At 58.3% G+C, this 23,744-nt stretch carries 19 protein-coding genes; 16 read left to right on the top strand and 3 right to left on the bottom strand.

Features of this window, described 5'->3' with window-relative positions; translation table 11 throughout:
• Nucleotides 1-65 precede the first annotated feature (65 nt).
• The 3 genes from dapC to map form a co-directional block, all read right to left on the bottom strand.
• Nucleotides 66-1,265 (bottom strand): succinyldiaminopimelate transaminase, encoded by a 1,200-nt coding sequence (gene dapC, locus F8N12_RS19695; RefSeq protein WP_150580100.1) that lies wholly within the window; start codon nt 1,263-1,265, stop codon nt 66-68.
• Between the two features lie 229 nt (nt 1,266-1,494).
• Nucleotides 1,495-4,197, bottom strand: a complete 2,703-nt coding sequence (locus F8N12_RS19685) for a [protein-PII] uridylyltransferase (RefSeq protein ID WP_150580099.1) — start codon at nt 4,195-4,197, stop codon at nt 1,495-1,497.
• A gap of 44 nt (nt 4,198-4,241) precedes the next feature.
• Nucleotides 4,242-5,024 carry a type I methionyl aminopeptidase gene (gene map, locus F8N12_RS19680; protein ID WP_150580098.1) on the bottom strand — a complete coding sequence of 261 codons (783 nt, stop codon included), beginning with the start codon at nt 5,022-5,024 and terminating at the stop codon, nt 4,242-4,244.
• A 373-nt stretch (nt 5,025-5,397) separates the two neighbouring features.
• On the opposite strand from map, the gene rpsB reads away from it, so the two are divergent.
• The 16 genes from rpsB (at nt 5,398) to dnaE (ending at nt 23,595) form a co-directional block, all read left to right on the top strand.
• A complete protein-coding gene (gene rpsB, locus F8N12_RS19675; protein WP_008028964.1) occupies nt 5,398-6,135 on the top strand; it encodes a 30S ribosomal protein S2 in 738 nt (245 codons plus the stop codon).
• Nucleotides 6,136-6,327: 192 nt separating this feature from the next.
• On the top strand, nt 6,328-7,191 hold the full coding sequence (gene tsf, locus F8N12_RS19670) for a translation elongation factor Ts (protein ID WP_028622556.1): 864 nt from the start codon (nt 6,328-6,330) through the stop codon (nt 7,189-7,191).
• A 208-nt stretch (nt 7,192-7,399) separates the two neighbouring features.
• Nucleotides 7,400-8,143 carry a UMP kinase gene (gene pyrH, locus F8N12_RS19665; protein ID WP_003172271.1) on the top strand — a complete coding sequence of 248 codons (744 nt, stop codon included), beginning with the start codon at nt 7,400-7,402 and terminating at the stop codon, nt 8,141-8,143.
• Entirely contained in the window at nt 8,140-8,697 is a 558-nt protein-coding gene (gene frr, locus F8N12_RS19660) for a ribosome recycling factor (protein ID WP_150580097.1), read from the top strand. Before pyrH ends, frr begins: the two co-directional genes overlap by 4 nt.
• 13 nt (nt 8,698-8,710) lie before the next feature.
• Nucleotides 8,711-9,466: a polyprenyl diphosphate synthase gene (gene uppS / locus F8N12_RS19655; protein ID WP_150580096.1), complete on the top strand. Its 756-nt coding sequence runs from the start codon at nt 8,711-8,713 to the stop codon at nt 9,464-9,466.
• Nucleotides 9,466-10,272: a phosphatidate cytidylyltransferase gene (locus F8N12_RS19650; protein WP_150580095.1), complete on the top strand. Its 807-nt coding sequence runs from the start codon at nt 9,466-9,468 to the stop codon at nt 10,270-10,272. Before uppS ends, F8N12_RS19650 begins: the two co-directional genes overlap by 1 nt.
• Complete coding sequence (gene ispC / locus F8N12_RS19645; RefSeq protein ID WP_150580094.1) at nt 10,269-11,459, top strand: 1-deoxy-D-xylulose-5-phosphate reductoisomerase; 1,191 nt, start codon at nt 10,269-10,271, stop codon at nt 11,457-11,459. Before F8N12_RS19650 ends, ispC begins: the two co-directional genes overlap by 4 nt.
• 34 nt (nt 11,460-11,493) lie before the next feature.
• Nucleotides 11,494-12,846 (top strand): sigma E protease regulator RseP, encoded by a 1,353-nt coding sequence (rseP, locus tag F8N12_RS19640; protein WP_150580093.1) that lies wholly within the window; start codon nt 11,494-11,496, stop codon nt 12,844-12,846.
• Between the two features lie 74 nt (nt 12,847-12,920).
• Nucleotides 12,921-15,296: an outer membrane protein assembly factor BamA gene (gene bamA, locus F8N12_RS19635; protein ID WP_150580092.1), complete on the top strand. Its 2,376-nt coding sequence runs from the start codon at nt 12,921-12,923 to the stop codon at nt 15,294-15,296.
• A gap of 45 nt (nt 15,297-15,341) precedes the next feature.
• Complete coding sequence (locus tag F8N12_RS19630) at nt 15,342-15,845, top strand: OmpH family outer membrane protein (RefSeq protein WP_010462812.1); 504 nt, start codon at nt 15,342-15,344, stop codon at nt 15,843-15,845.
• A 3-nt stretch (nt 15,846-15,848) separates the two neighbouring features.
• Nucleotides 15,849-16,904 (top strand): UDP-3-O-(3-hydroxymyristoyl)glucosamine N-acyltransferase, encoded by a 1,056-nt coding sequence (gene lpxD / locus F8N12_RS19625; RefSeq protein ID WP_150580091.1) that lies wholly within the window; start codon nt 15,849-15,851, stop codon nt 16,902-16,904.
• A 108-nt stretch (nt 16,905-17,012) separates the two neighbouring features.
• The gene (gene fabZ, locus F8N12_RS19620; RefSeq protein ID WP_007907157.1) at nt 17,013-17,453 is read left to right on the top strand and encodes a 3-hydroxyacyl-ACP dehydratase FabZ; all 441 of its coding nucleotides are present in this window, start codon (nt 17,013-17,015) and stop codon (nt 17,451-17,453) included.
• A complete protein-coding gene (lpxA, locus tag F8N12_RS19615; protein ID WP_150580090.1) occupies nt 17,450-18,226 on the top strand; it encodes an acyl-ACP--UDP-N-acetylglucosamine O-acyltransferase in 777 nt (258 codons plus the stop codon). Before fabZ ends, lpxA begins: the two co-directional genes overlap by 4 nt.
• Before the next feature lie 2 nt (nt 18,227-18,228).
• Nucleotides 18,229-19,359: a lipid-A-disaccharide synthase gene (gene lpxB / locus F8N12_RS19610; protein ID WP_150580089.1), complete on the top strand. Its 1,131-nt coding sequence runs from the start codon at nt 18,229-18,231 to the stop codon at nt 19,357-19,359.
• Nucleotides 19,356-19,997, top strand: a complete 642-nt coding sequence (rnhB, locus tag F8N12_RS19605) for a ribonuclease HII (RefSeq protein WP_150580088.1) — start codon at nt 19,356-19,358, stop codon at nt 19,995-19,997. The genes lpxB and rnhB overlap by 4 nt, the downstream gene beginning before the upstream one ends.
• Before the next feature lie 76 nt (nt 19,998-20,073).
• Nucleotides 20,074-23,595 carry a DNA polymerase III subunit alpha gene (dnaE, locus tag F8N12_RS19600; RefSeq protein WP_150580087.1) on the top strand — a complete coding sequence of 1,174 codons (3,522 nt, stop codon included), beginning with the start codon at nt 20,074-20,076 and terminating at the stop codon, nt 23,593-23,595.
• The last annotated feature ends 149 nt before the right edge of the window (nt 23,596-23,744 follow it).

The raw sequence follows: 23,744 nt of genomic DNA, 5'->3' as shown, positions 1-23,744 counted from the left end.
CGGATCTGGACCTGAGCGAAGCCAACCTGGGACAGGTGAAGTGACTCTGGTGACCGCAATGAGGGTTACTTGCGGCGCTGAACGAAGTCCCGAATGCGCTCGGCGGCCTCAACACATTCCGCCAACGGTGCAACCAGCGCCAGGCGCACGCGGCCGGCACCGGGGTTAAAACCGTCAACTTCGCGGGACAGGTAAGACCCCGGCACCACGGTCACGTGCTGTTGAACAAACAGATCACGGCAGAACGCTTCGTCATCGCCATTTACATTCGGCCACAGATAGAAGCCACCGTCCGGTCGCTGCACGTCCATGACCGGGCCGAGAATTTCCAGAACAGCATCGTATTTTTCACGGTACAGGTCGCGGTTGGCGCGCACGTGAGCTTCGTCATTCCACGCGGCCACGCTGGCCAGTTGCGTCTGCACCGGCATCGCACAGCCATGGTAAGTGCGGTAAAGCAGGAAGCCTTTGAGAATATCGGCATCGCCGGCGACGAACCCCGAGCGCAGGCCCGGCAGATTGGAACGCTTGGACAGGCTGTGAAAAACCACGCAACGCTTGAAGTCTTTGCGACCCAGTTCCACGCAGGCGCTGAGCAGACCCGGCGGCGGCGTTTGTTCGTCGAAGTACAGCTCGCTATAGCATTCGTCAGCGGCGATCACGAAGTCGAACTCATCAGCCAGCGCGATGAGTTTTTTCAGGGTTTCGACCGGAATCAGCGCGCCTGTCGGGTTGCCGGGCGAGCAGAGGAACAGGATCTGGCAACGCTTCCAGATGTCTGGCGAAACGGCGTCGAAATCCGGGTTGAAGCCGTTTTCATCCAGGCACGGCAGGTAGTGCGGTTTGGCCCCGGCAAGGAAGGCCGCACCTTCGTAGATCTGATAGAAGGGATTGGGGCTGACCACCAGCGCGTCATCGCCCCGGTTGACCACGGTTTGAGTGAAGGCGAACAGCGCTTCACGCGTGCCGTTGACCGGCAGCACATTGCGCGCCGGATCGAGCCAGCCAGTGGGTACATCGAAACGACGTTCGCACCAGGCGGCAATGGCTTCGCGCAAAGCCGGAACGCCGAGGGTGGTCGGGTAGACGGCCATCTGATCCAGATTGCTCGCCAACGCTTCGGCGACGAAGCCTGGCGAACGGTGCTTCGGCTCGCCGATGGACAGTGCGATCGGGCGCTTGTCCGGGTTAGGCGTGACACTGCCGAGCAGGGCGCGGAGCTTCTCGAACGGGTAGGGCTGCAACTGGTTCAGAGCATTGTTCATCGGTGCGGGGTCTCTTTGAATGTGGGAGTAACAGGCGGTTCCACGGCTTTTGTGGCGAGGGGGCTTGCCCCCGTTGGGCTGCGAAGCGGCCCCTAAACCTGAGAGCGCGGTCTTACAGGCCTACCGCGTGCAATGGTTTACGACTGCTTCGCAGCCGAACGGGGGCGAGCCCCCTCGCCACAATAAGCTCGCCTCGCCAAGTCCGTTCCCACAGGAAAAGTGGTTTGGTTCAAATACTGATACGCGACAAATTGATCTCGGGTTCCTGGCTCACTGTCAGCTGTTCGACGATTGCATCCTGCAAACGGCTGCACAACAATGGGTCGGACAGTTGCTGATTGTTGGCATCGGTAATGAAGAACACGTCTTCCACGCGCTCGCCCAACGTGGCGATCTTGGCATTTTGCAGCGACAGGTCGAACTCGAGGAAAATCGTTCCGATCCGCGCTAGCAGTCCCGGGCGATCCGGCGCGCTGAGTTCCAGCACGGTCACCGGGCGCTGGGCGTCGTTGTGGATGGTTACCTGCGGCGCAAACGCGAAATGTTTGAGCTGGCGCGGCACCCGACGCTGGATGATCGTCGGATAATCGTCCGGGTTACGCAGGGCCTCAGTCAGGCCTTCGCGGATCTGTTTGACTCGCGTCGGATTGTCGCCGATCGAATCGCCGTCCGTGTCGAGCACAATGTAGGTGTCGAGGGTGAACTGGCTGCTCGAGGTGATGACTCGCGCGTCGTGAATGTTCAGGTTGAGCTGATCCATGGCAGCCACCGTCACGGCGAAGAAGTCGTGCTGGTCCGGTGCATAGATGAAGATCTGCGTGCCGCCTTCGAATTCGCGCTGAGTGGTCTCCTTGATCAGCACCAGCGGGCCGCCATCGGCCGGCTGCTGGAGGATGGCGTCGGTGTGCCAGGCAACATCGCCGGCCGTGTGCCGCAGGAAATAGTCATCGCCCAGTTGCGACCACAACTGTTCGACGTCGTCCGGGTCCGTCCCGCCGCGCACCAGAATGTCCAGCGCTGCGCTCTGCGTCTGGCGGATCTGCATTTCACGATCCACCGGGTTTTCCAGGCCGCGGCGCAAGGCCCGCTTGGTCTCGGTGTACAGCTGACGCAACAGGCTCGCGCGCCAGGAATTCCACAGCGTCGGGTTGGTTGCATTGATGTCGGCGACGGTCAGTACATACAGGTAATCCAGGTGCGTTTCGTCGCCGACGATCTGTGCGAAGTCGTGGATCACCTGCGGGTCAGACAGGTCCTTGCGCTGAGCGGTGGTCGACATCACCAGATGGTTTTGCACCAGCCAGACAATCAGGCGACTGTCCCACACAGGCAGTTGATGGCGCTGGCAGAAAGCCTCGGCATCCACCGCGCCGATCTCCGAGTGATCGCCATGCCGTCCCTTGCCAATGTCGTGGTACAGGCCGGCGAGGTATATCAGTTCGGGCTTGGGCAGCTTGGCCATGAGCTTGCTGGCCAGCGGGAATTTTTCTGACACCTGGGTGTACTGCAACTTACGCAAGTGCTTGATCAAGTTGAGCGTGTGCGCATCGACGGTATAAATGTGGAACAGGTCATGCTGCATCTGGCCGACGATAAAACCGAATTCCGGCAGATAACGTCCGAGGATGCCGTAGCGGTTCATCCTGCGCAGGTTGCGGTGGATGCCGATTTTGCACTTGAACAGTTCGATGAACAGGCTGGTGTTGCGAATGTCGTTGCGGAAATCATCGTCAATCAGATGGCGATTTTCCCGTAGCAGGCGAATGGTGTCGGCACGCACGCCTTTGATTTCCGGCTGCTGGGCCATCAGCACGAAGATTTCGAGCATGGCAAACGGCGTGCGGCGGAACACGTTGTCGTTGCGCGCTTCGATGTAGCCATCGTGAAGCTGGAACCGCGAATTGATGGGCGTCGGCGGCGCTTCGTCCTCGGGGGCGAGGATCACTTCTTCGAAGTGCTGGATGATCAGGTCACTGAGCTGGGCGATGCTCATGACCACTCGATAATACTGTTGCATGAAGTTTTCGATGGCTTGTTTGGCGTCATCGCCTTCGAACCCCAGCAGCCCGGCGATGGAACGCTGATGATCGAACAGCAAGCGGTCTTCGGAGCGACCGGCGAGCATGTGCAGAGCGTAACGCACTTTCCACAGGAACTCCTGGGACGAGGCCAGCAGAGTGTTTTCGCTCTCGACCAGAAAACCTTCGCCAGCCAGCGCCCGGAGGTTGAGGGTGCCGTATTGGCGACGCGCCACCCACAGAATCGTCTGGATATCGCGCAGGCCCCCGGGTGAGCCTTTGACGTTGGGTTCCAGGTTGTATTCAGTGTCGTTGTACTTGTGGTGACGGGCTTTCTGCTCGGCGCGTTTGGCCAGGAAGAATTCCTTGCTCGGCCACATCCGCGCGGTGCTGGTGACATCCAGCATGCGCTGACGCAAGCGCTCGGGCCCGGCAATGGTGCGGCTTTCCATCAGGTTGGTGATCACTGTCAGGTCGGCGCGGGCTTCAATTGCGCATTCGTCCACCGAGCGAACGCTCTGACCGACTTCCAGGCCGATGTCCCACAGCAGGGTCAGAAAACGCTCGATGGAATCACGAAAAATCTCGTGGTCGGCGCTGTCCAGCAGAATCAGCAAGTCGATATCGGAGTAAGGGTGCAGCTCGCCGCGGCCGTAGCCGCCGACCGCGACCAGCGCGATGTCGGCGTCCTCGCTCCAGTCAAACTGCTCCCAGGCCTTTTGCAGGATGTTGTCGACGAACCAGGCACGGTCCTCGATCAGCCGGCGAATCTCCCGGCCGCTGCGAAAGCGCCCGTCGAGCACCTCGCGGGCCTGGCGGATCGCTTTCTTGAAAGCGGCGATCGGGCTGGCCTTCAGGGCCAGTTCAGCCTGAAACTGGCCACGGTCGAAGAGTTCGGGATCCACCTGCGGCATCGATTGGCATTCCTGTCTATAAGGCTAGGGGTAGTAGGACTGGATCAGGCCGAGATGCGCGCGATGGTGTCGTCGGCCCGCAAGGTGAAAATCTCGTAACCGGTTTCGGTGACCAGCAGGGTGTGTTCCCACTGCGCCGACAGCTTGCGATCCTTGGTGATCGCGGTCCAGCCGTCGCCCAATACCTTGGTGTCGGCCTTGCCCTGGTTGATCATTGGCTCGATGGTGAACGTCATGCCGGCTTGCAGTTCCATGCCGGTACCCGCGCGGCCGTAGTGCAGGATCTGCGGTTCCTCGTGAAACACCTTGCCGATGCCGTGTCCGCAGAATTCGCGGACCACCGAAAAGCCATTTTTTTCCGCGTGCTTCTGGATGACTTCACCGATATCGCCCAGGCGGCAGCCGGGTTTGACCAGTTCGATCGCCTTGTACATGCATTCCTGTGTCACTTGAGAAAGACGCTCTGCCCAGACCGGAACCGTACCGACGTGGAACATGCGGCTGGTGTCGCCGTGGTAACCATCCTTGATCACGGTGACGTCAATGTTCAGCGTGTCGCCGTCTTTCAACGGCTTCTCGTTGGGTATGCCGTGGCAAACCACGTGGTTGATCGAGGTGCAGATCGACTTCGGGTAGCCCTTGTAGTTGAGCGGGGCAGGGATGGCTTTTTGCTCGTTGACGATGTAGTCATGGCAAATGCGGTCCAGCTCTTCCGTGGTGACGCCGGGTTTGACATGTTCGGCAATCATTTCCAGCACATCGGCGGCCAGTTTGCCGGCGACACGCATTTTTGCGATGTCCTCCGGTGTTTTGAAGGTGACGGTCATACAGGCTCTCTCTGCGCTCGAGGGCGCTTGCTAAAACGAAACGGGCAAAGTGCGATTGCATCCTCGCCGCCCGAAAAACGCGATTCTAACAGACGACAAGGGCAAATCTGAGCCTCTATACGTCGCTTCTCCTTATAGATAGGCGCATTGGTGAGTGATTCCAAGCGCGCCTGCGAACGCGCGCATCAGGAATCGAGAATCCGGGTTCCGTTTTTTACAGGCTTGTGATATAAAATGCGCCGCTTTCCGGGGATACCTCGGAAGGCTTAAATCCACACACGTGTCGACACGATGACCTGGGTGCCTTCAGCTGATGCTGCTGGTTGGTCATTGGGATACGTGGAGGCCAAACCCGACTTATTAAGGAACTATCATGTCCCAAGTCAACATGCGCGATATGCTGAAGGCCGGTGTGCACTTCGGCCACCAGACCCGTTACTGGAACCCGAAAATGGGCAAGTACATTTTCGGCGCGCGTAACAAGATCCACATTATCAACCTTGAAAAAACCCTGCCAATGTTCAACGAAGCTTTGACTTTCGTAGAGCGTCTGGCCCAGGGCAAAAACAAGATTCTGTTCGTCGGCACCAAGCGTTCCGCTGGCAAGATCGTTGCTGAAGAAGCAGCACGTTGCGGTTCGCCGTACGTCGATCACCGCTGGTTGGGCGGCATGCTGACCAACTTCAAAACCATCCGTGCTTCCATCAAGCGTCTGCGTGACCTTGAAGTGCAAGCCGAAGACGGTACGTTCGCCAAGCTGACCAAGAAAGAAGCGCTGATGCGCTCCCGCGATCTTGAGAAGCTCGATCGTTCCCTGGGTGGTATCAAGGACATGGGCGGTCTGCCAGACGCACTGTTCGTTATCGACGTTGATCACGAGCGCATCGCGATCACCGAAGCCAACAAGCTGGGCATCCCGGTTATTGGCGTCGTCGATACCAACAGCAGCCCGGAAGGCGTTGACTACATCATCCCGGGCAACGATGACGCAATCCGCGCTATCCAGTTGTACATGGGTTCGATGGCTGACGCAGTTATCCGCGGTCGCAACCACGTTGCTGGCGGCACCGAGCAGTTCGTTGAAGAAGCTCCGGCAGCTGCAGCTGAGTAATTGACGCCCTGGCGTTGACTCAGTAAGCAAAAAGGGGGCTTGGCCCCCTTTTTGCCACCTCGAAAACCATTTGTCCGGTGGCGCATTTACAGTATTTGTAATTTGCAGCTGCTAACAGGGGTGGTTGGGGAAGAATTGATCGCCCGATCGATCGGGTGGAATGGTTGAAAACCTATCCAAGAGGATTTTGAAATGGCAGAGATTACTGCAGCGTTGGTCAAAGAACTGCGCGAGCGTACTGGCGAAGGCATGATGGACTGCAAAAAGGCCTTGACCAAGGCTGGCGGCGACATCGAAAAAGCCATTGATGACATGCGTGCTTCGGGCGCCATCAAGGCTGCCAAGAAAGCAGGCAACGTTGCTGCTGAAGGCGCAATCGCTCTTAAAGAAGACGGCAAGTCCGCTGTTCTGCTGGAAGTGAACTCGCAGACCGACTTCCTGGCTTTGCAGGACGACTTCAAGGCATTCGTCGCTTCCAGCGTTGAAAAAGCCTTCGCTGACAAGCTGACTGACGTCGCTCCGCTGATCGAAGCTCAAGAAGCTGATCGCCTGGTACTGGTCGGCAAGGTTGGCGAAAACGTCAACATCCGTCGCCTGGCTCGCGTGGAAGGTGATGTTGTTGGTGGTTACCTGCACGGCAACAAGATCGGTGTTGCAGTTGTTCTGAAGGGCGGCGACGTTGAGCTGGCCAAAGACATCGCCATGCACGTAGCGGCTACCAACCCGGAATTCCTGCTGCCATCGGAAGTTTCCGCTGAAGCGGTAGAGCGCGAGAAAGGCGTATTCCTGACCCTCAACGCTGACAAAATCGCTGGCAAGCCAGAGAACATCGTTGAAAACATGGTCAAAGGCCGCATCAGCAAGTTCCTGGCTGAAGCAAGCCTGGTTGAGCAGGCGTTCGTCAAGAACCCTGAAATCAAGGTTGGCGAACTGGCCAAGAAAGCCGGTGCTGAAATCGTTTCTTTCACCTACTTCAAAGTAGGCGAAGGCATCGAGAAGCCGGTCGACAACTTCGCTGAAGAAGTTGCTGCCCAGCTGGCTGCCGCCAAGCAATAAGACAGTTTTCAACTGTCGCCCTGAAGAGGCTGCCCGCTAACGCGCGCAGCCTCTTTTCAGATGGGGTACCAATTTTTGTTGGTTTCCTTGAGGAACTGGCTTACAAAGCCATGTTCCGATGGCGCTGAAGCAGCGCCAAGCTAGAGTGAACGCCAGCTGTAAACAGCTAGCAAAGAATTTTTAAAATACGCCGCAGGAGAGATTCGCAATGGCTCAGCAGGGCAGTGGTTATCAGGCTCGCTATAAACGCATTCTACTCAAGCTTAGCGGCGAGGCCCTGATGGGCTCGGAAGAGTTCGGGATCGATCCGAAAGTCCTGGATCGCATGGCGCTGGAAGTTGGCCAATTGGTCGGCATCGGCGTTCAGGTCGGACTGGTGATCGGCGGCGGCAACCTGTTCCGCGGTGCCGCGCTGAGCGCGGCCGGCATGGATCGGGTTACCGGAGATCACATGGGCATGCTGGCCACTGTGATGAACGCCCTGGCCATGCGCGATGCGCTGGAACGTGCCAATATCTCAGCCATCGTGATGTCGGCCATTTCCATGGTTGGCGTGACTGATCACTACGATCGTCGCAAAGCAATGCGCCATTTGAACGCCAAGGAAGTGGTGATTTTTGCGGCCGGTACCGGTAATCCTTTCTTCACCACGGATTCGGCAGCCTGCCTGCGTGCAATCGAAATCGACGCCGATGTTGTGCTCAAGGCGACCAAGGTCGATGGCGTCTACACCGCTGACCCGTTCAAAGACCCGCATGCCGAGAAGTTCGATCATCTGACTTATGATGAAGTGCTGGATCGCAAGCTGGGCGTGATGGATCTGACGGCCATTTGCCTGTGCCGCGACCACAAGATGCCATTGCGCGTATTTAACATGAACAAGCCCGGCGCCCTGCTGAACATCGTACATGGCGGCGCTGAAGGGACCCTGATCGAGGAAGGCCAACAATGATCAACGACATCAAGAAAGACGCTCAAGAGCGCATGCAAAAATCCCTGGAATCTCTGTCCCACGCGTTTGGTCAGATTCGTACCGGCAAGGCTCACCCAAGCATCCTGGGCAGCGTAATGGTGCCTTACTATGGCGCCGACACCCCGTTGAGCGGCGTTGCCAACGTCACTGTAAAAGACTCCCGCACTCTCCAGGTCGTGGCATTCGAGCGCAATATGCTGGCTGCCGTCGACAAGGCGATCCAGAGCGCCGGTTTGAACCTCAACCCGACCAACCTGGGTGAGTTGCTGCTGATCTCCATGCCTGCTCTGACCGAAGAAACCCGCAAGGGCTTCACCAAGCAGGCTCGCAGCGCTGCCGAGGACGCCCGTGTTGCCGTGCGCAACATTCGTCGCGATGCATTGGGTGAATTGAAAAAACTGGTCAAGGACAAGGAAATCAGCGAAGACGAAGAGCGTCGTGCTGCTACCGATATCCAGAAGCTCACCGATAAGGCTGAGGCCGATATCGACGCAGCGACCAAGCAAAAAGAAGCGGACCTGATGGCCGTATAAGGGTCGCGTTTTCATGGAAAAGACCAAGCAGGCTGCGCCGTCCGCGGTGCCGCGCCATGTCGCGATCATCATGGATGGTAACAATCGCTGGGCGAAAAAACGCTTTATGCCGGGTGTCGCCGGGCATAAAGCCGGCGTAGATGCCGTTCGTGCAGTGATCGAGGTGTGTGCCGAGGCCAAGGTCGAGGTGTTGACCCTGTTTGCCTTCTCCAGCGAGAACTGGCAGCGTCCGGCGGATGAAGTCAGCGCCTTGATGGACCTGTTTTTCAAGGCGTTGCGTCGCGAGGCCAAGCGTCTCAACGACAACAACATCAGCCTGCGCATCATTGGCGACCGCTCGCGCTTCCATCCGGAACTGCAAGTCGCCATGCGCGAGGCCGAGGCCATGACGGCGGGCTCCAACCGCTTTGTCCTGCAAATCGCCGCCAACTACGGTGGTCAGTGGGACATCGCGCAGGCTGCGCAGCGTCTGGCGCGCGAAGTCCAGGCCGGGCATCTGCGTCCGGAAGACATCACCCCGGAACTGCTGCAAACCTGTCTGGCAACCGGCGATCTGCCGTTGCCGGACCTGTGCATCCGTACCGGTGGCGAACATCGCATCAGTAATTTTCTGCTGTGGCAGCTGGCTTACGCCGAGTTGTACTTCTCCGACCTGTTCTGGCCGGACTTCAAACACGACGCCATGCGCACCGCGCTGGCCGATTTCGCTTCTCGCCAGCGTCGCTTCGGTAAAACGAGCGAGCAGGTCGAGGCTGGAGCCCGGGTTTAATGCTTAAACAACGAATCATCACTGCACTGATCCTGCTGCCGATTGCCTTGTGCGGCTTTTTCCTGCTTGAGGGTACCGGGTTTGCCCTGTTTATCGGGCTGGTCGTGACGCTCGGCGCGTGGGAGTGGGCCCGCCTGGCAGGTTTTGCCGCGCAGTCGGCCCGCGTTGGATACGCTGCGCTTGTCGCGGTGATGTTGTTTTTCATGCACATCCTGCCAGGCCTTGCACCTTGGGTGCTGGGGGCTGCCGTGCTGTGGTGGGCGGTGGCTACATATCTGGTGCTGACTTATCCAGGTTCGGCTGCGCATTGGTCGAGTGCCGCCTGCAAGCTGGTGATCGGTCTGCTGGTCCTGCTGCCTGCCTGGCAAGGTCTGGTCCAGATCAAGCAGGCGCCATTGGGCAACTGGCTGATCATGGCGGTGATGGTGCTGGTCTGGGGTGCCGACATCGGCGCGTACTTCTCCGGGCGCAAATTTGGCAAACGCAAACTGGCTCCGCACGTCAGTCCCGGCAAAAGCTGGGAAGGTGTCTACGGCGGTCTCGCGCTGAGCCTGGTACTGACCGCTATCGTCGGTGTGTTTCGTGACTGGAGCTTCGGCCAGATCCTCACCGGTCTGATCGGCGCCGCGATTATCGTGTTCATCTCGGTGGTTGGCGATTTGACTGAAAGCATGTTCAAGCGTCAGTCCGGCATCAAGGACAGCAGTAATCTGCTGCCCGGTCACGGCGGCGTACTGGATCGCATTGATAGCCTGACGGCTGCGATTCCGGTCTTCGCTGTGTTGTTGTGGATGGCGGCGCCGTGAGTCGCCCTCAGCAGGTTACGGTTCTTGGCGCCACCGGTTCGATTGGTCTGAACACGCTCGATGTCATTGCCAGGCATCCCGATCGTTACCAAGTGTTTGCTGTGAGTGGCTTCACTCGCCTCAGTGAGTTGCTGGCATTGTGCGTGCGCCATGCGCCGCGCTTTGCGGTGGTGCCGGAGTTGGCTGCTGCTCGTACTCTTCAAGACGATTTGCGCGTTGCCGGCCTCCCCACCCGGGTGTTGGTTGGAGAGGCAGGTCTGTGTCAGGTGGCGTCTGATCCTGAAGTCGATACGGTAATGGCGGCCATCGTCGGTGCGGCGGGTTTGCGTCCGACATTGGCTGCGGTCGAGGCCGGAAAGAAAATCCTGCTGGCCAATAAAGAAGCACTGGTCATGTCCGGTGCCTTGTTCATGCAGGCCGTGCGCAAAAGCGGCTCGGTATTGCTGCCGATCGACAGCGAGCACAACGCAATTTTTCAATGCATGCCGCCGGACTTTTCCCGCGGTCTTGGCGCGGTGGGTGTCCGGCGGATTTTGCTGACAGCCTCGGGCGGTCCGTTCCGGCAGACGCCCTTGGCCGACCTGGAGCATGTTTCCCCCGAGCAGGCCTGCGCGCACCCGACCTGGTCGATGGGCCGCAAGATTTCGGTCGATTCGGCGAGCATGATGAACAAGGGCCTGGAACTCATCGAAGCCTGCTGGCTGTTCGATGCAAAACCGTCGCAGGTCGAGGTTGTGATTCATCCGCAGAGCGTGATTCATTCGCTGGTCGACTATATCGACGGCTCGGTTCTGGCGCAGTTGGGTAACCCCGACATGCGCACACCTATATCAAATGCGCTGGCCTGGCCGGAGCGTATTGATTCGGGGGTGGCGCCGCTGGATCTGTTTGCCATCGCCCGTCTGGATTTTCAGGCGCCGGACGAGCAGCGTTTTCCTTGCTTGCGCCTGGCGCGGCAAGCAGCCGAGGCGGGCGACAGTGCCCCGGCAATGCTCAATGCCGCCAATGAAGTGGCGGTCGCCGCGTTTCTCGACGGGCGGGTTCGCTACCTGGAAATCGCGAGTATCATCGAAGAAGTCTTGAATCTCGAGCCGGTGGTTGCGGTGGATGACCTCGAGGCAGTGTTTACGGCCGACGCGAAAGCGCGGGTTCTTGCCGGACAATGGTTGAGTCGCCACGGGCGATAGCATGCAGCACTCGACAAGAATGCGGAGAAAGTAAATGAGCGCGCTCTATATGATTGTCGGCACCCTGATAGCCTTGGGTGTGCTGGTTACCTTCCACGAGTTCGGCCATTTTTGGGTCGCGCGTCGCTGCGGGGTCAAGGTGTTGCGTTTCTCCGTAGGTTTCGGCATGCCGTTGCTGCGCTGGCACGACAAGCAAGGCACCGAGTTCGTGGTCGCCGCCATCCCGCTGGGCGGCTACGTGAAGATGCTCGACGAGCGCGAGGGTGAAGTCCCGCTCGATCAGCTCGACCAGTCTTTCAATCGCAAGTCGGTGCGCCAACGCATCGCCATTGTCGCGGCCGGCCCGATTGCCAACTTTTTACTGGCACTGATTTTTTTCTGGGTTTTGGCGATGCTCGGCAGCGAGCAGGTGCGTCCTGTCATTGGTGCCGTCGAGTCCGGCAGCATTGCCGCCAAGGCCGGTTTGAATGCCGGCCAGGAAATCGTTGCCATCGACGGCGAAGCGACCACTGGCTGGAGTGCGGTCAACCTGCAGTTGGTTCGTCGGCTTGGTGAGAGTGGTTCGCTGCAAGTGTTGGTGCGCGAACAAGGCTCCACGGCAGACACGCCTCGAGAGCTGGTGTTGAATGAATGGCTCAAAGGCGCCGACGAGCCGGATCCGATTCGCTCGCTGGGGATTCGCCCGTGGCGTCCGGCATTGCCGCCGGTGCTTGCAGAGCTCGACCCGAAAGGTCCGGCCCAGGCTGCTGGCCTGAAAACCGGTGATCGCTTGCTCGCGCTCGACGGCAAGGCCGTGGATGATTGGCAGCAAGTGGTCGACACGGTGCGGATGCATCCCGATACCAAAATCATGCTGCGAGTCGAGCGCGACAGTGCTCAAATCGACGTCCCTGTGATGTTGGCTGCTCGTGGCGAGAGCAAAGCGCCGAGCGGTTACCTGGGCGCTGGCGTAAAAGCGATCGACTGGCCGCCGGAGATGATTCGCGAGGTCAGTTACGGTCCGTTGGCTGCAATTGGCGAAGGGGCTCGACGCACTTGGACCATGAGCATCCTGACCCTCGATTCGCTCAAGAAAATGTTGTTCGGCGAGCTCTCGGTAAAAAACTTGAGTGGACCGATAACCATTGCTAAAGTGGCGGGCGCTTCTGCCCAGTCGGGTGTCGCTGATTTCCTGAATTTCCTTGCTTATCTGAGTATTAGCCTGGGTGTTCTGAATTTGCTGCCCATTCCAGTACTGGATGGGGGGCATTTGTTGTTTTATCTGATCGAATGGGCGCGTGGTCGTCCCTTGTCGGATCGGGTGCAGGGTTGGGGGATACAGATCGGTATCAGTTTGGTGGTCGGGGTGATGTTGCTTGCTCTGGTCAATGATCTGGGTCGACTGTAACGCTTCGCCGAATTGCGAATCTGCCGCATTTTGCGGCAGTTTGTTTATTGCCAGTTGGAATAAGAAAGGACTTCATGAAACGTCTGCTGCTAACTGCGGTTCTCACCGTATTGATGATCGCCGAAGTTCACGCCGAGTCCTTCACTATCTCTGATATTCGCGTCAATGGCCTCCAGCGGGTCTCCGCGGGTAGCGTCTTTGGTGCCTTGCCGTTGAACGTCGGTGAACAGGCGGATGATCGTCGCCTGGTGGAATCCACTCGTGCGTTGTTCAAAACCGGTTTCTTTCAAGATATCCAGCTGGGCCGTGATGGCAACGTCCTGGTCATCACGGTGGTCGAGCGCCCATCCGTTGCCAGTATCGAGATCGAGGGTAACAAGGCGATCTCTACTGAAGACTTGATGAAGGGTCTCAAACAATCCGGTCTTGCCGAAGGCGAGATCTTCCAGCGCGCCACGCTCGAAGGCGTGCGTAACGAACTGCAGCGTCAGTACGTCGCTCAGGGCCGTTACTCGGCGACCGTCGATACCGAAGTGGTATCGCAGCCGCGTAACCGCGTGGCGCTCAAGGTCAACATCAACGAAGGCACGGTTGCCGCTATCCAGCACATCAACGTGGTGGGCAACACGGTTTTCCCGGATGACGACCTGATCGATCTGTTCGAACTGAAAACCACCAACTGGTTGTCGTTCTTCAAGAACGATGACAAGTATGCGCGTGAAAAGCTGTCCGGTGACCTGGAGCGTCTGCGCTCCTACTACCTGGACCGTGGCTATATCAACATGGATATCGCTTCGACCCAGGTCTCAATCACCCCGGACAAGAAACACGTCTATATCACTGTCAACGTCAACGAAGGCGAGAAGTACACCGTTCGCGACGTCAAACTCAGTGGTGACCTGAAAGTCCCTGAGGACCAGGTCAAATCGTTGCTGCTGGTGCAGAAAGGCCAGGTGTTCTCGCGCAAGCTGATGACGACTACGTCCGAACTGATCACCCGTCGTCTGGGTAACGAAGGCTACACCTTTGCCAACGTCAACGGCGTGCCTCAGCCTCATGATGAAGACAACACCGTCGATATCACGTTCGCTGTCGATCCGGGCAAACGTGCTTACGTAAACCGTATCAACTTCCGTGGCAACACCAAGTCGGAAGACGAAGTGCTGCGCCGTGAAATGCGTCAGATGGAAGGGGGTTGGGCGTCGACCTACTTGATCGACCAGTCCAAGACCCGTCTTGAGCGTTTGGGCTTCTTCAAGGAAGTCAACGTCGAAACGCCAGCAGTGCCGGGTGTCGACGACCAGGTTGATGTGAACTACAGCGTAGAAGAGCAGGCGTCCGGCTCGATCACTGCGAGTGTCGGTTTTGCCCAGAGCGCCGGTCTGATTCTTGGTGGCTCGATCACTCAGAACAACTTCCTCGGTACCGGTAACAAGGTCAGCATCGGCCTGACCCGCAGTGAATACCAGACTCGGTATAACTTCGGTTATGTGGACCCGTATTGGACTGCTGATGGCGTCAGCCTCGGTTACAACGCGTTCTATCGCACCACTGACTATGACGAGCTTGAAACCGATCTCGCCAGCTATGCAGTGGACAGTCTGGGTGCCGGCGTCAACGTGGGTTATCCGATCAGCGAAACGTCGCGCCTGACCTTCGGCCTGACAGCGCAACAGGACACGATCAAGACGGGCGTTTACACCGTCGACGAGATTTTCGATTTCGTGAACAAGGAAGGCGACAAGTACCTGAACTTCAAGGCCTCGGCCGGTTGGTCCGAGTCGACATTGAACAAAGGCGTGCTGGCCACTCGCGGTCGCTCTCAGAGCCTGGTGCTGGAAACCACGACGCCGGGCAGCGACCTGTCGTTCTTCAAGCTTGATTACCGTGGCCAGTTGTTCCAGCCATTGTCCGAAAACTACACCATGCGCCTGCACACCGAGCTGGGTTACGGTGACGGATACGGTTCGACCGACGGCTTGCCGTTCTACGAGAACTACTACGCAGGTGGTTTCAACTCGGTACGTGGCTTCAAGGACAGCACGCTGGGTCCACGCAGTACGCCGAGTACCGGTCGTAACCCGGGTACATCGGTTGACCCGGACCAGGATCCACTGCCATTCGGTGGTAACGTCCTGATCCAGGGTGGTGTAGAGCTGCTGTTCCCTCTGCCGTTCGTGAAAGATCAACGTTCCCTGCGCACTTCGGTCTTCTGGGATGTGGGTAACGTGTTCGACTCGTCTTGCTCGGATACCACCAACGCCGATGGCACGAAGTCCAACACCAAGTGCAACGAAATCAGCCTGAGCAACATGGCAAGCTCCGTCGGTGTCGGTGTGACATGGGTCACCGCCCTGGGTCCATTGAGTTTCGCGTTGGCCATGCCAATCAAAAAACCGGATGAGGCTGAAACACAAGTGTTCCAATTCTCCCTCGGCCAGACGTTCTAAGCGTCTGACCCAAGATAACGACAATGGATTTTGTAGGAGTGCATCGTGCGTAAGTTGACTCAATTGGTTCTCCTGGCAACCGTACTGGTAGCAGGTCCGGCTTTTGCCGACATGAAAATCGCCGTTCTGAACTATCAAATGGCCCTGCTGGAATCTGACGCGGCGAAGAAATACGCCGTGGATGCCGAGAAAAAGTTCGGCCCTCAGCTGAGCAAGCTCAAAACACTGGAAAGCAGTGCCAAAGGCATTCAGGATCGTCTGATGGCCGGCGGTGACAAAATGCAGCAAGGCGAGCGCGAGCGTCTGGAGCTTGAATTCAAGCAAAAGGCTCGTGACTTTCAGTTTCAGTCCAAGGAACTGAACGAAGCAAAAGCCGTTGCCGACCGTGAAATGCTGAAGCAGCTGAAGCCGAAACTGGACAGCGCTGTGGAAGAAGTCATCAAGAAAGGTGCTTTTGACCTGGTCTTCGAGCGTGGCGCAGTGATTGATGTCAAACCTCAGTACGACATCACCCGCCAGGTCATCGAGCGCATGAATCAGCTGAAGTAATCCATGACAGCGACCATGAAACTCGGCCAGTTGGCCGAGTTCCTCGGCGCCACCCTACGTGGCGACGCGGAGAAAGAAATTACTGGGCTAGCCACTTTGCAAGAGGCTGGCCCAGCTCAGTTGAGCTTCCTGGCAAATCCCCAATACCGTAAATACCTGGTGGACTGCCGGGCCGCTGCCTTGTTGCTGAAGGCCGCCGATGCCGACGGGTGTAAGAGTGATGTGCTGATCGTTCCCGATCCGTACCTTGCGTACGCACGCATCTCCCATCTGTTCGATCCCAAACCCAAGGCAGCTCCCGGCATCCACCCGACTGCGGTGGTGGCGGACAACGCCGTGATTGATCCTGCGGCGAGTATCGGTGCCTTTGCGGTTATTGAATGCGGAGCGCGTATCGGCGCAGGCGTGACAATTGGCGCGCACTGCTTTATTGGTGCGCGCAGCGAGATCGGCGAGGGCGGGTGGCTGGCCCCGAGAGTCACGTTGTATCACGATGTGCGCATCGGCAAGCGGGTGGTGATCCAATCCGGTGCAGTGCTCGGTGGTGAAGGCTTCGGCTTTGCCAACGAGAAAGGCATCTGGCAGAAAATCGCCCAGATCGGCGGTGTGCTGGTCGGCGACGATGTGGAGATTGGCGTCAATACCGCCATCGACCGCGGTGCGCTGGCGGATACCGTCATCGGTAATGGCGTCAAGCTCGACAATCAGATCCAGATTGCCCATAACGTGCAGATCGGTGATCACACCGCCATGGCTGCTTGTGTGGGTATCTCTGGCAGCACCAAAATCGGCAAGCATTGCATGCTCGCCGGTGGTGTCGGGCTGGTGGGGCACATCGAGATTTGCGACAAGGTTTTCATCACCGGGATGACCATGGTTACCCACTCGATTACCGAGCCAGGTTCCTATTCTTCCGGCACGGCCATGCAGCCGGCTGCCGAATGGCGCAAAAGCGCGGCACGTCTGCGTCAGCTCGATGACATTGCTCGACGGTTACGACAGCTGGAAAAGCGAGTAGGGGAAGTGACCCCTGACGGTAATGCTTCATCAGATGGCTGATACCATTTCCATATCAAGTGTGCACAGCCGTTAGACTGCCCCCTTGATTTGCTAGAGGGGCGCGCGTCAGTCGCGCGCTCCCAATCTTTACATAGGCTTCCCCCCGAAATGATGGACATCAACGAGATTCGCGAATACCTGCCTCACCGTTACCCGTTCCTGCTGGTGGATCGGGTCGTGGATCTGGATGTGGAAGGCAAGCGCATTCGCGCGTACAAGAATGTCAGCATCAACGAGCCGTTCTTCAATGGTCACTTCCCTGCGCATCCAATCATGCCGGGCGTATTGATCATCGAAGCGATGGCTCAGGCTGCCGGGATCCTTGGTTTCAAAATGCTCGACGTGAAGCCCGCCGATGGCACGCTTTACTATTTCGTCGGCTCCGACAAGCTGCGCTTCCGCCAGCCGGTCCTCCCGGGCGATCAGTTGATCCTTGAAGCCAAGTTCCTGAGCTGCAAGCGTCAGATCTGGAAATTCGAATGCCAGGCTTCGGTCGACGGCAAGCCAGTCTGCTCGGCTGAAATCATCTGCGCGGAACGCAAACTATGAGTTTGATTGACCCTCGCGCAATCATCGATCCGACGGCCGTTCTGGCCGCCGACGTCGAGGTCGGCCCATGGTCGATCGTCGGCGCAGGTGTGGAAATCGGCGAGGGAACAGTGATCGGGCCGCATGTAATTCTCAAGGGCCCGACACGGATTGGTAAGCACAATCGCATCTACCAGTTTTCTTCGATCGGCGAAGATACGCCGGACCTCAAATACAAAGGCGAAGAAACCCGGCTGGTCATTGGTGACCACAACGTCATTCGCGAAGGCGTGACGATTCATCGTGGGACTGTTCAGGACCGTTCGGAAACGACCCTGGGGGATCACAACCTCATTATGGCGTACGCGCACATCGGGCACGACAGCGTCATCGGCGACCACTGCATCCTGGTCAACAACACTGCGTTGGCCGGGCATGTGCACGTTGCCGACTGGGCGATCCTGTCGGGTTTCACTCTGGTTCATCAGTATTGCCATATAGGCGCCCACAGCTTTTCCGGCATGGGCACAGCCATTGGCAAGGACGTCCCAGCGTACGTTACGGTATTCGGCAACCCGGCCGAAGCGCGCAGCATGAACTTCGAAGGCATGCGCCGCCGGGGTTTCAGCGAAGAAGCAATCCATGCGTTACGTCGAGCTTATAAGGTGGTTTACCGCCACGGACTGACGGTTGAACAAGCGCTCGGCGAGCTGGCCGAGTCGTCGGCGCAGTTCCCGGAAGTTGCGATATTTCGCGACTCCATCCAGTCTTCGACCCGCGGCATCACGCGTTAATCATGGCTAATCTGCGTATTGCGCTGGTGGCGGGTGAGGCTTCCGGTGACATTCTGGGCGCCGGTCTCATGCGCGCGCTCAAGACACGGCATCCGGCTGTCGACTTCATCGGGGTAGGTGGCCCATTGATGCAGGCCGAAGGCCTGACCTCGTATTTCCCGATGGAGCGTCTTTCGGTCATGGGCCTGGTCGAAGTGCTCGGTCGGCTGCGCGAGTTGCTCAAGCGCCGCAAGACGCTCATTGCAGACCTGATCGCCGAGAAACCGGACGTGTTCATCGGCATCGATGCACCGGACTTCACCCTCAACATCGAACTCAAACTGCGTCAGGCCGGTATCAAGACCGTGCATTACGTCAGCCCGTCCGTCTGGGCATGGCGGCAGAAGCGAGTGCTGAAGATCCGCGAAGGCTGCGACCTGATGCTGACGCTGTTTCCGTTTGAAGCCAAATTTTATGAAGACAAGGGCGTGCCGGTGCGGTTTGTCGGGCACTCCCTCGCGGACGCGATTCCACTGCAGGCTGATCGCGCCGCCGCGCGCGCTGAACTCGGTTTGCCTGACGGGCCGCTGGTCGCCCTGATGCCCGGCAGTCGCGGCGGTGAAGTCGGGCGTCTCGGTGCTCTGTTCCTCGATACCGCCCAACGTTTGCGCGCCATGCGTCCCGGGGTCCGGTTCGTCATGCCGTGCGCCAGTCCCGAGCGTCGTAAACAGCTTGAAGAATTGCTCGCCGGTCGCGATCTGCCACTGACCCTGCTGGATGGCAAATCGCATCTGGCGCTCGCCGCGTGCGATGCGGTGCTGATTGCTTCCGGAACAGCTACGCTTGAAGCGTTGTTGTACAAGCGGCCGATGGTAGTGGCCTATCGTCTGGCGCCGCTGACGTTCTGGATTCTCAAGCGCATGGTCAAGAGCCCATACGTGTCGCTGCCGAACCTGCTGGCCCAGCGTCTGTTGGTACCGGAATTGTTGCAGGACGATGCGACGGTCGAGGCGCTGGCACAGACGTTGTCCCCCCTGATCGAAGGCGGCGAGGAACAGACTCGCGGCTTCGATGAAATTCACCGGACCTTGCGTCTGGATGCCTCCAATCAGGCGGCGGACGCGGTGTTGAAGTTGATTGGCGAAACAAAATGATAAAAAACAGCGTTCAGATGGGGCTGGATTTCACCTTGGTCGCCGAGCTCGAAGACATGGTTGCCGGTGTCGACGAAGTCGGCCGCGGCCCGCTCTGTGGTGCAGTGGTCACGGCGGCGGTCATTCTCGATCCGAAGCGGCCTATTTTAGGCCTGAATGATTCGAAGAAGCTCACCGAAGCCCGCCGTGAAAAGCTTTATGACGAAATTTGCGAAAAAGCGCTGAGCTGGAGCATTGCTCGTGCGGAAGTCGATGAAATCGATCAACTGAATATCCTGCACGCCACCATGCTGGCCATGCAGCGCGCGATCGAAGGCCTGCATATTCAGCCGAAACTGGCGATGATCGACGGCAATCGTTGTCCGAAATTATCCATGCGCGCCGAGGCGGTGATTCAGGGCGATGGCAAGGTTCCAGCCATCGCCGCGGCGTCGATTCTGGCCAAGGTCAGTCGCGACCGCGAGATGGCTGCCTTCGAACTGATTTACCCGGGCTACGGCATCGGTGGCCACAAGGGTTACCCGACCCCCGCGCATCTCGAGGCATTGGCTCGGCTGGGCCCGACCCCGATTCACCGGCGTTCGTTTGCGCCTGTTCGCATGGCGTATGAAGCGCGGGAAATCCTGATCGAGGGTTAGTCGCAAGGCTGATGTTTTCGCCAAGGCCCGGTACAATCCGGGCCTTGTTGTTTTCATGCTCACAGACAGGATCACCATGCCGGCTTCATTCGTTCATCTACGCCTGCACTCTGAATACTCCCTGGTCGACGGTCTGGTGCGGATCAAGCCGCTGGTCAAGACCCTGGTCGGCATGAACATGCCTGCCGTGGCGGTCACTGACCAGAACAACATGTGTTCTCTGGTCAAATTTTATAAAGCGGCGATGGGCGCGGGGATCAAACCGATCTGCGGCGCCGACCTGTGGCTGTCGAACAAAGACCCGGACAATGCGCTGAGCCGGATCAGCCTGCTGGCGATGAACGCCGTGGGTTATCGCAACCTGACCGAACTGATATCCCGCGGTTTCATCGACGGCCAACGCAATGGCTCGATCATCATCGAGCGCGAGTGGGTAGCCGAGGCCAGTGAAGGCCTGATCATGTTGTCGGCGGCGAAGGAAGGCGAAGTCGGCCAGGCCCTGCTTGGCGGCAATCCTGCCGAAGCGGAAACCCTCGCCCGCGAATGGATGGCCGTGTTCCCGGACCGCTTCTATCTGGAAATCCAGCGTACCAGCCGCCCGAATGATGAAGAACAACTGCACGCTGCCGTGGCCTTGGCCGATAAAATCGGCGCGCCGCTGGTGGCGACCAACGATGTGCGCTTCATCAAACAGGAAGATTTCGAGGCGCACGAGACCCGCGTCTGCATCGGTGAAGGCCGCGCCCTCGACGATCCGCGGCGCTCGAAGAATTACAGCGATCAGCAATACCTCAAGAGCGCTGAGGAAATGGCCGAGCTGTTCAGCGACATTCCCGAGGCGCTGCAGAACACCGTCGAAATCGCCAAGCGATGCAATATCGAAGTGAAGTTGGGCAAGCACTTTCTGCCTAACTTCCCGATTCCGGATGGCATGACCATCGACGAGTATTTCCGCAAGGTGTCGTTCGACGGTCTGGAAGATCGCCTCAGCGTCCTGCTGCCCAAGGACACGACCGAAGACTACGAAGCCAAGCGACAGGTGTACGTCGATCGACTGAATTTCGAGCTGGACATCATTATCCAGATGGGCTTCCCGGGTTACTTCCTGATCGTGATGGACTTTATCCAGTGGGCCAAGAGCAATGGCGTACCAGTTGGTCCTGGCCGGGGGTCGGGTGCCGGTTCGTTGGTAGCCTATGTGCAGAAGATCACCGACCTCGATCCGCTGGAATATGACCTGCTGTTCGAACGTTTCCTCAACCCGGAACGGGTCTCCATGCCCGACTTCGACGTCGACTTTTGCATGGACGGCCGCGACCGGGTGATCGACTACGTGGCCGAGAAATACGGCCGTAACGCGGTGAGCCAGATCATCACCTTCGGTTCCATGGCGGCCAAAGCTGTGGTGCGTGACGTGGCGCGGGTGCAGGGCAAGTCTTACGGTTTGGCCGATCGTCTGTCGAAGATGATTCCGTTCGAAGTCGGCATGACCCTGGAAAAGGCTTACGAGCAGGAAGAAATCCTGCGTGACTTCATCAAGGTCGATGAAGAAGCTGCGGAAATCTGGGAAATGGCGCGCAAGCTCGAAGGCGTGGTGCGTAACGTCGGCAAGCACGCCGGTGGCGTGGTAATCGCCCCGACCAAACTGACCGACTTTTCGCCGATCTATTGCGATGAAGCCGGCGATGGCCTGGTCACCCAGTTCGACAAGGATGACGTTGAAGCCGCGGGTCTGGTGAAGTTCGACTTCCTCGGTCTGCGCACCCTGACGGTCATTGACTGGGCGCTGAAAACCATCAACCGCGACCGCGCCAAGGTCGATGAGCCGCCGCTCGACATCGCCTTTATTCCGCTCGACGACAAACCGACCTATCAGCTGCTGCAGAAAGCCGAAACCACGGCGGTGTTCCAGCTCGAGTCCCGGGGCATGAAGGAGCTGATCAAAAAGCTCAAGCCCGACTGTCTGGAAGACCTGATCGCACTGGTAGCACTGTTCCGTCCCGGCCCGCTGCAGTCGGGCATGGTTGACGACTTTATCAATCGCAAGCACGGGCGTGCCGAACTGGCGTACCCGCACTCGGACTATCAATACGAAGGCCTCAAGCCAGTATTGGCACCGACCTACGGCATCATCCTGTATCAGGAACAGGTGATGCAGATTGCCCAGGTCATGGCCGGCTACACCCTTGGCGGTGCGGACATGCTGCGTCGAGCCATGGGCAAGAAAAAACCCGAAGAAATGGCCAAGCAGCGCGGGGGGTTCATTGAAGGTTGCGCGACCAATAATATTGATGCCGACCTGGCCGGTAACATTTTCGACCTGGTGGAAAAATTCGCCGGCTACGGCTTCAACAAGTCTCACTCCGCCGCTTACGGACTGGTGTCGTACCAGACTGCATGGCTGAAGACACACTACCCGGCGCCGTTCATGGCGGCGGTGTTGTCGGCGGACATGCACAACACCGACAAGGTCGTGACCTTGATCGAAGAAATTCGCACCATGAAGCTGCGTCTCGACGCACCGGATGTGAATACCTCCGAATTCAAGTTCACGGTGAACGACGAAGGCCGGATCATCTACGGCCTCGGCGCGATCAAGGGTGTCGGTGAAGGGCCGGTCGAAGCCATTACCGAAGCGCGCCAGGACGGACCGTTCAAGGACCTGTTCGACTTCTGCGCGCGGGTCGACCTCAAACGGATCAACAAGCGCACCCTCGACGGTTTGATCCGCAGCGGCGCTCTGGATCGTCTGGGACCTTGTTTCCATGACGAACCGAAAGCCTATCAAGCGAGTATCGACCAGAATCGCGCGATCCTGCTCAATGCGATGGAAGGGGCGATCAAGGCCGCCGAGCAAACCGCGCGCACCCACGACAGTGGGCATGCCGACCTGTTTGGCGGACTGTTCGTCGAGGAAGACGCGGACGTCTACGCCAACCACCGCAAGGCGAAAGAGCTGACGCTCAAGGAACGCCTGAAAGGCGAGAAAGACACGCTGGGTCTGTACCTGACCGGGCACCCGATTGACGAATACGAAGGCGAAATTCGCCGCTTTGCCCGTCAGCGCATCATTGATCTCAAGCCCGCTCGCGATACACAGACCGTCGCCGGCATGATCATCGCGCTGCGGGTGATGAAGAATAAAAAGGGCGACAAGATGGGGTTCATCACCCTGGACGATCGCTCCGGCCGCATCGAAGCTTCGCTGTTCGCCGAGGCGTTCCATTCGGCGCAGTCGCTGCTGCAGACCGACGCGATGGTGGTGGTCGAAGGCGAGGTCAGCAACGACGATTTTTCCGGCGGTTTGCGCTTGCGGGTCAAGCGCGTCATGAGCATGGAAGATGCGCGCACCAATCTTGCCGAGAGCCTGCGTCTGAAATTGCAGACCAAAGACCTCAAGGGCGATCAGCTACGCTGGCTGGGTGAGTTGTTCAAACGCCACCGCGGCGCGTGCCCGATTACCATGGAGTACACGAGCCCCGATGCGAAAGCCTTGCTGCAGTTCGGCGAGACCTGGCGGATCGACCCGGCGGATGCGTTGATTCAAGCCCTGCGTGACCAGTTCGGGCGAGACAACGTCTTCCTCCAATACCGTTGACGGTCAGGCTTCATTCTTTGCCATGAAGAGCGGAAGCTGATCTCGACCACATTTTTTAATCTCGACCTGAACGCGCCTGTCCCTTAAGGTAGGGCGCGAATAGACAACCGGCCGGCCCAAGCTCTCTTGGACGTCGACCCTAGACGGAC

Origin of the sequence: Pseudomonas fluorescens (assembly GCF_902497625.1) — a bacterium.
GTDB classification, from domain to species: Bacteria; Pseudomonadota; Gammaproteobacteria; order Pseudomonadales; family Pseudomonadaceae; genus Aquipseudomonas; species Aquipseudomonas fluorescens_BQ.
This window is presented reverse-complemented; position numbering and strand designations above follow the sequence as displayed.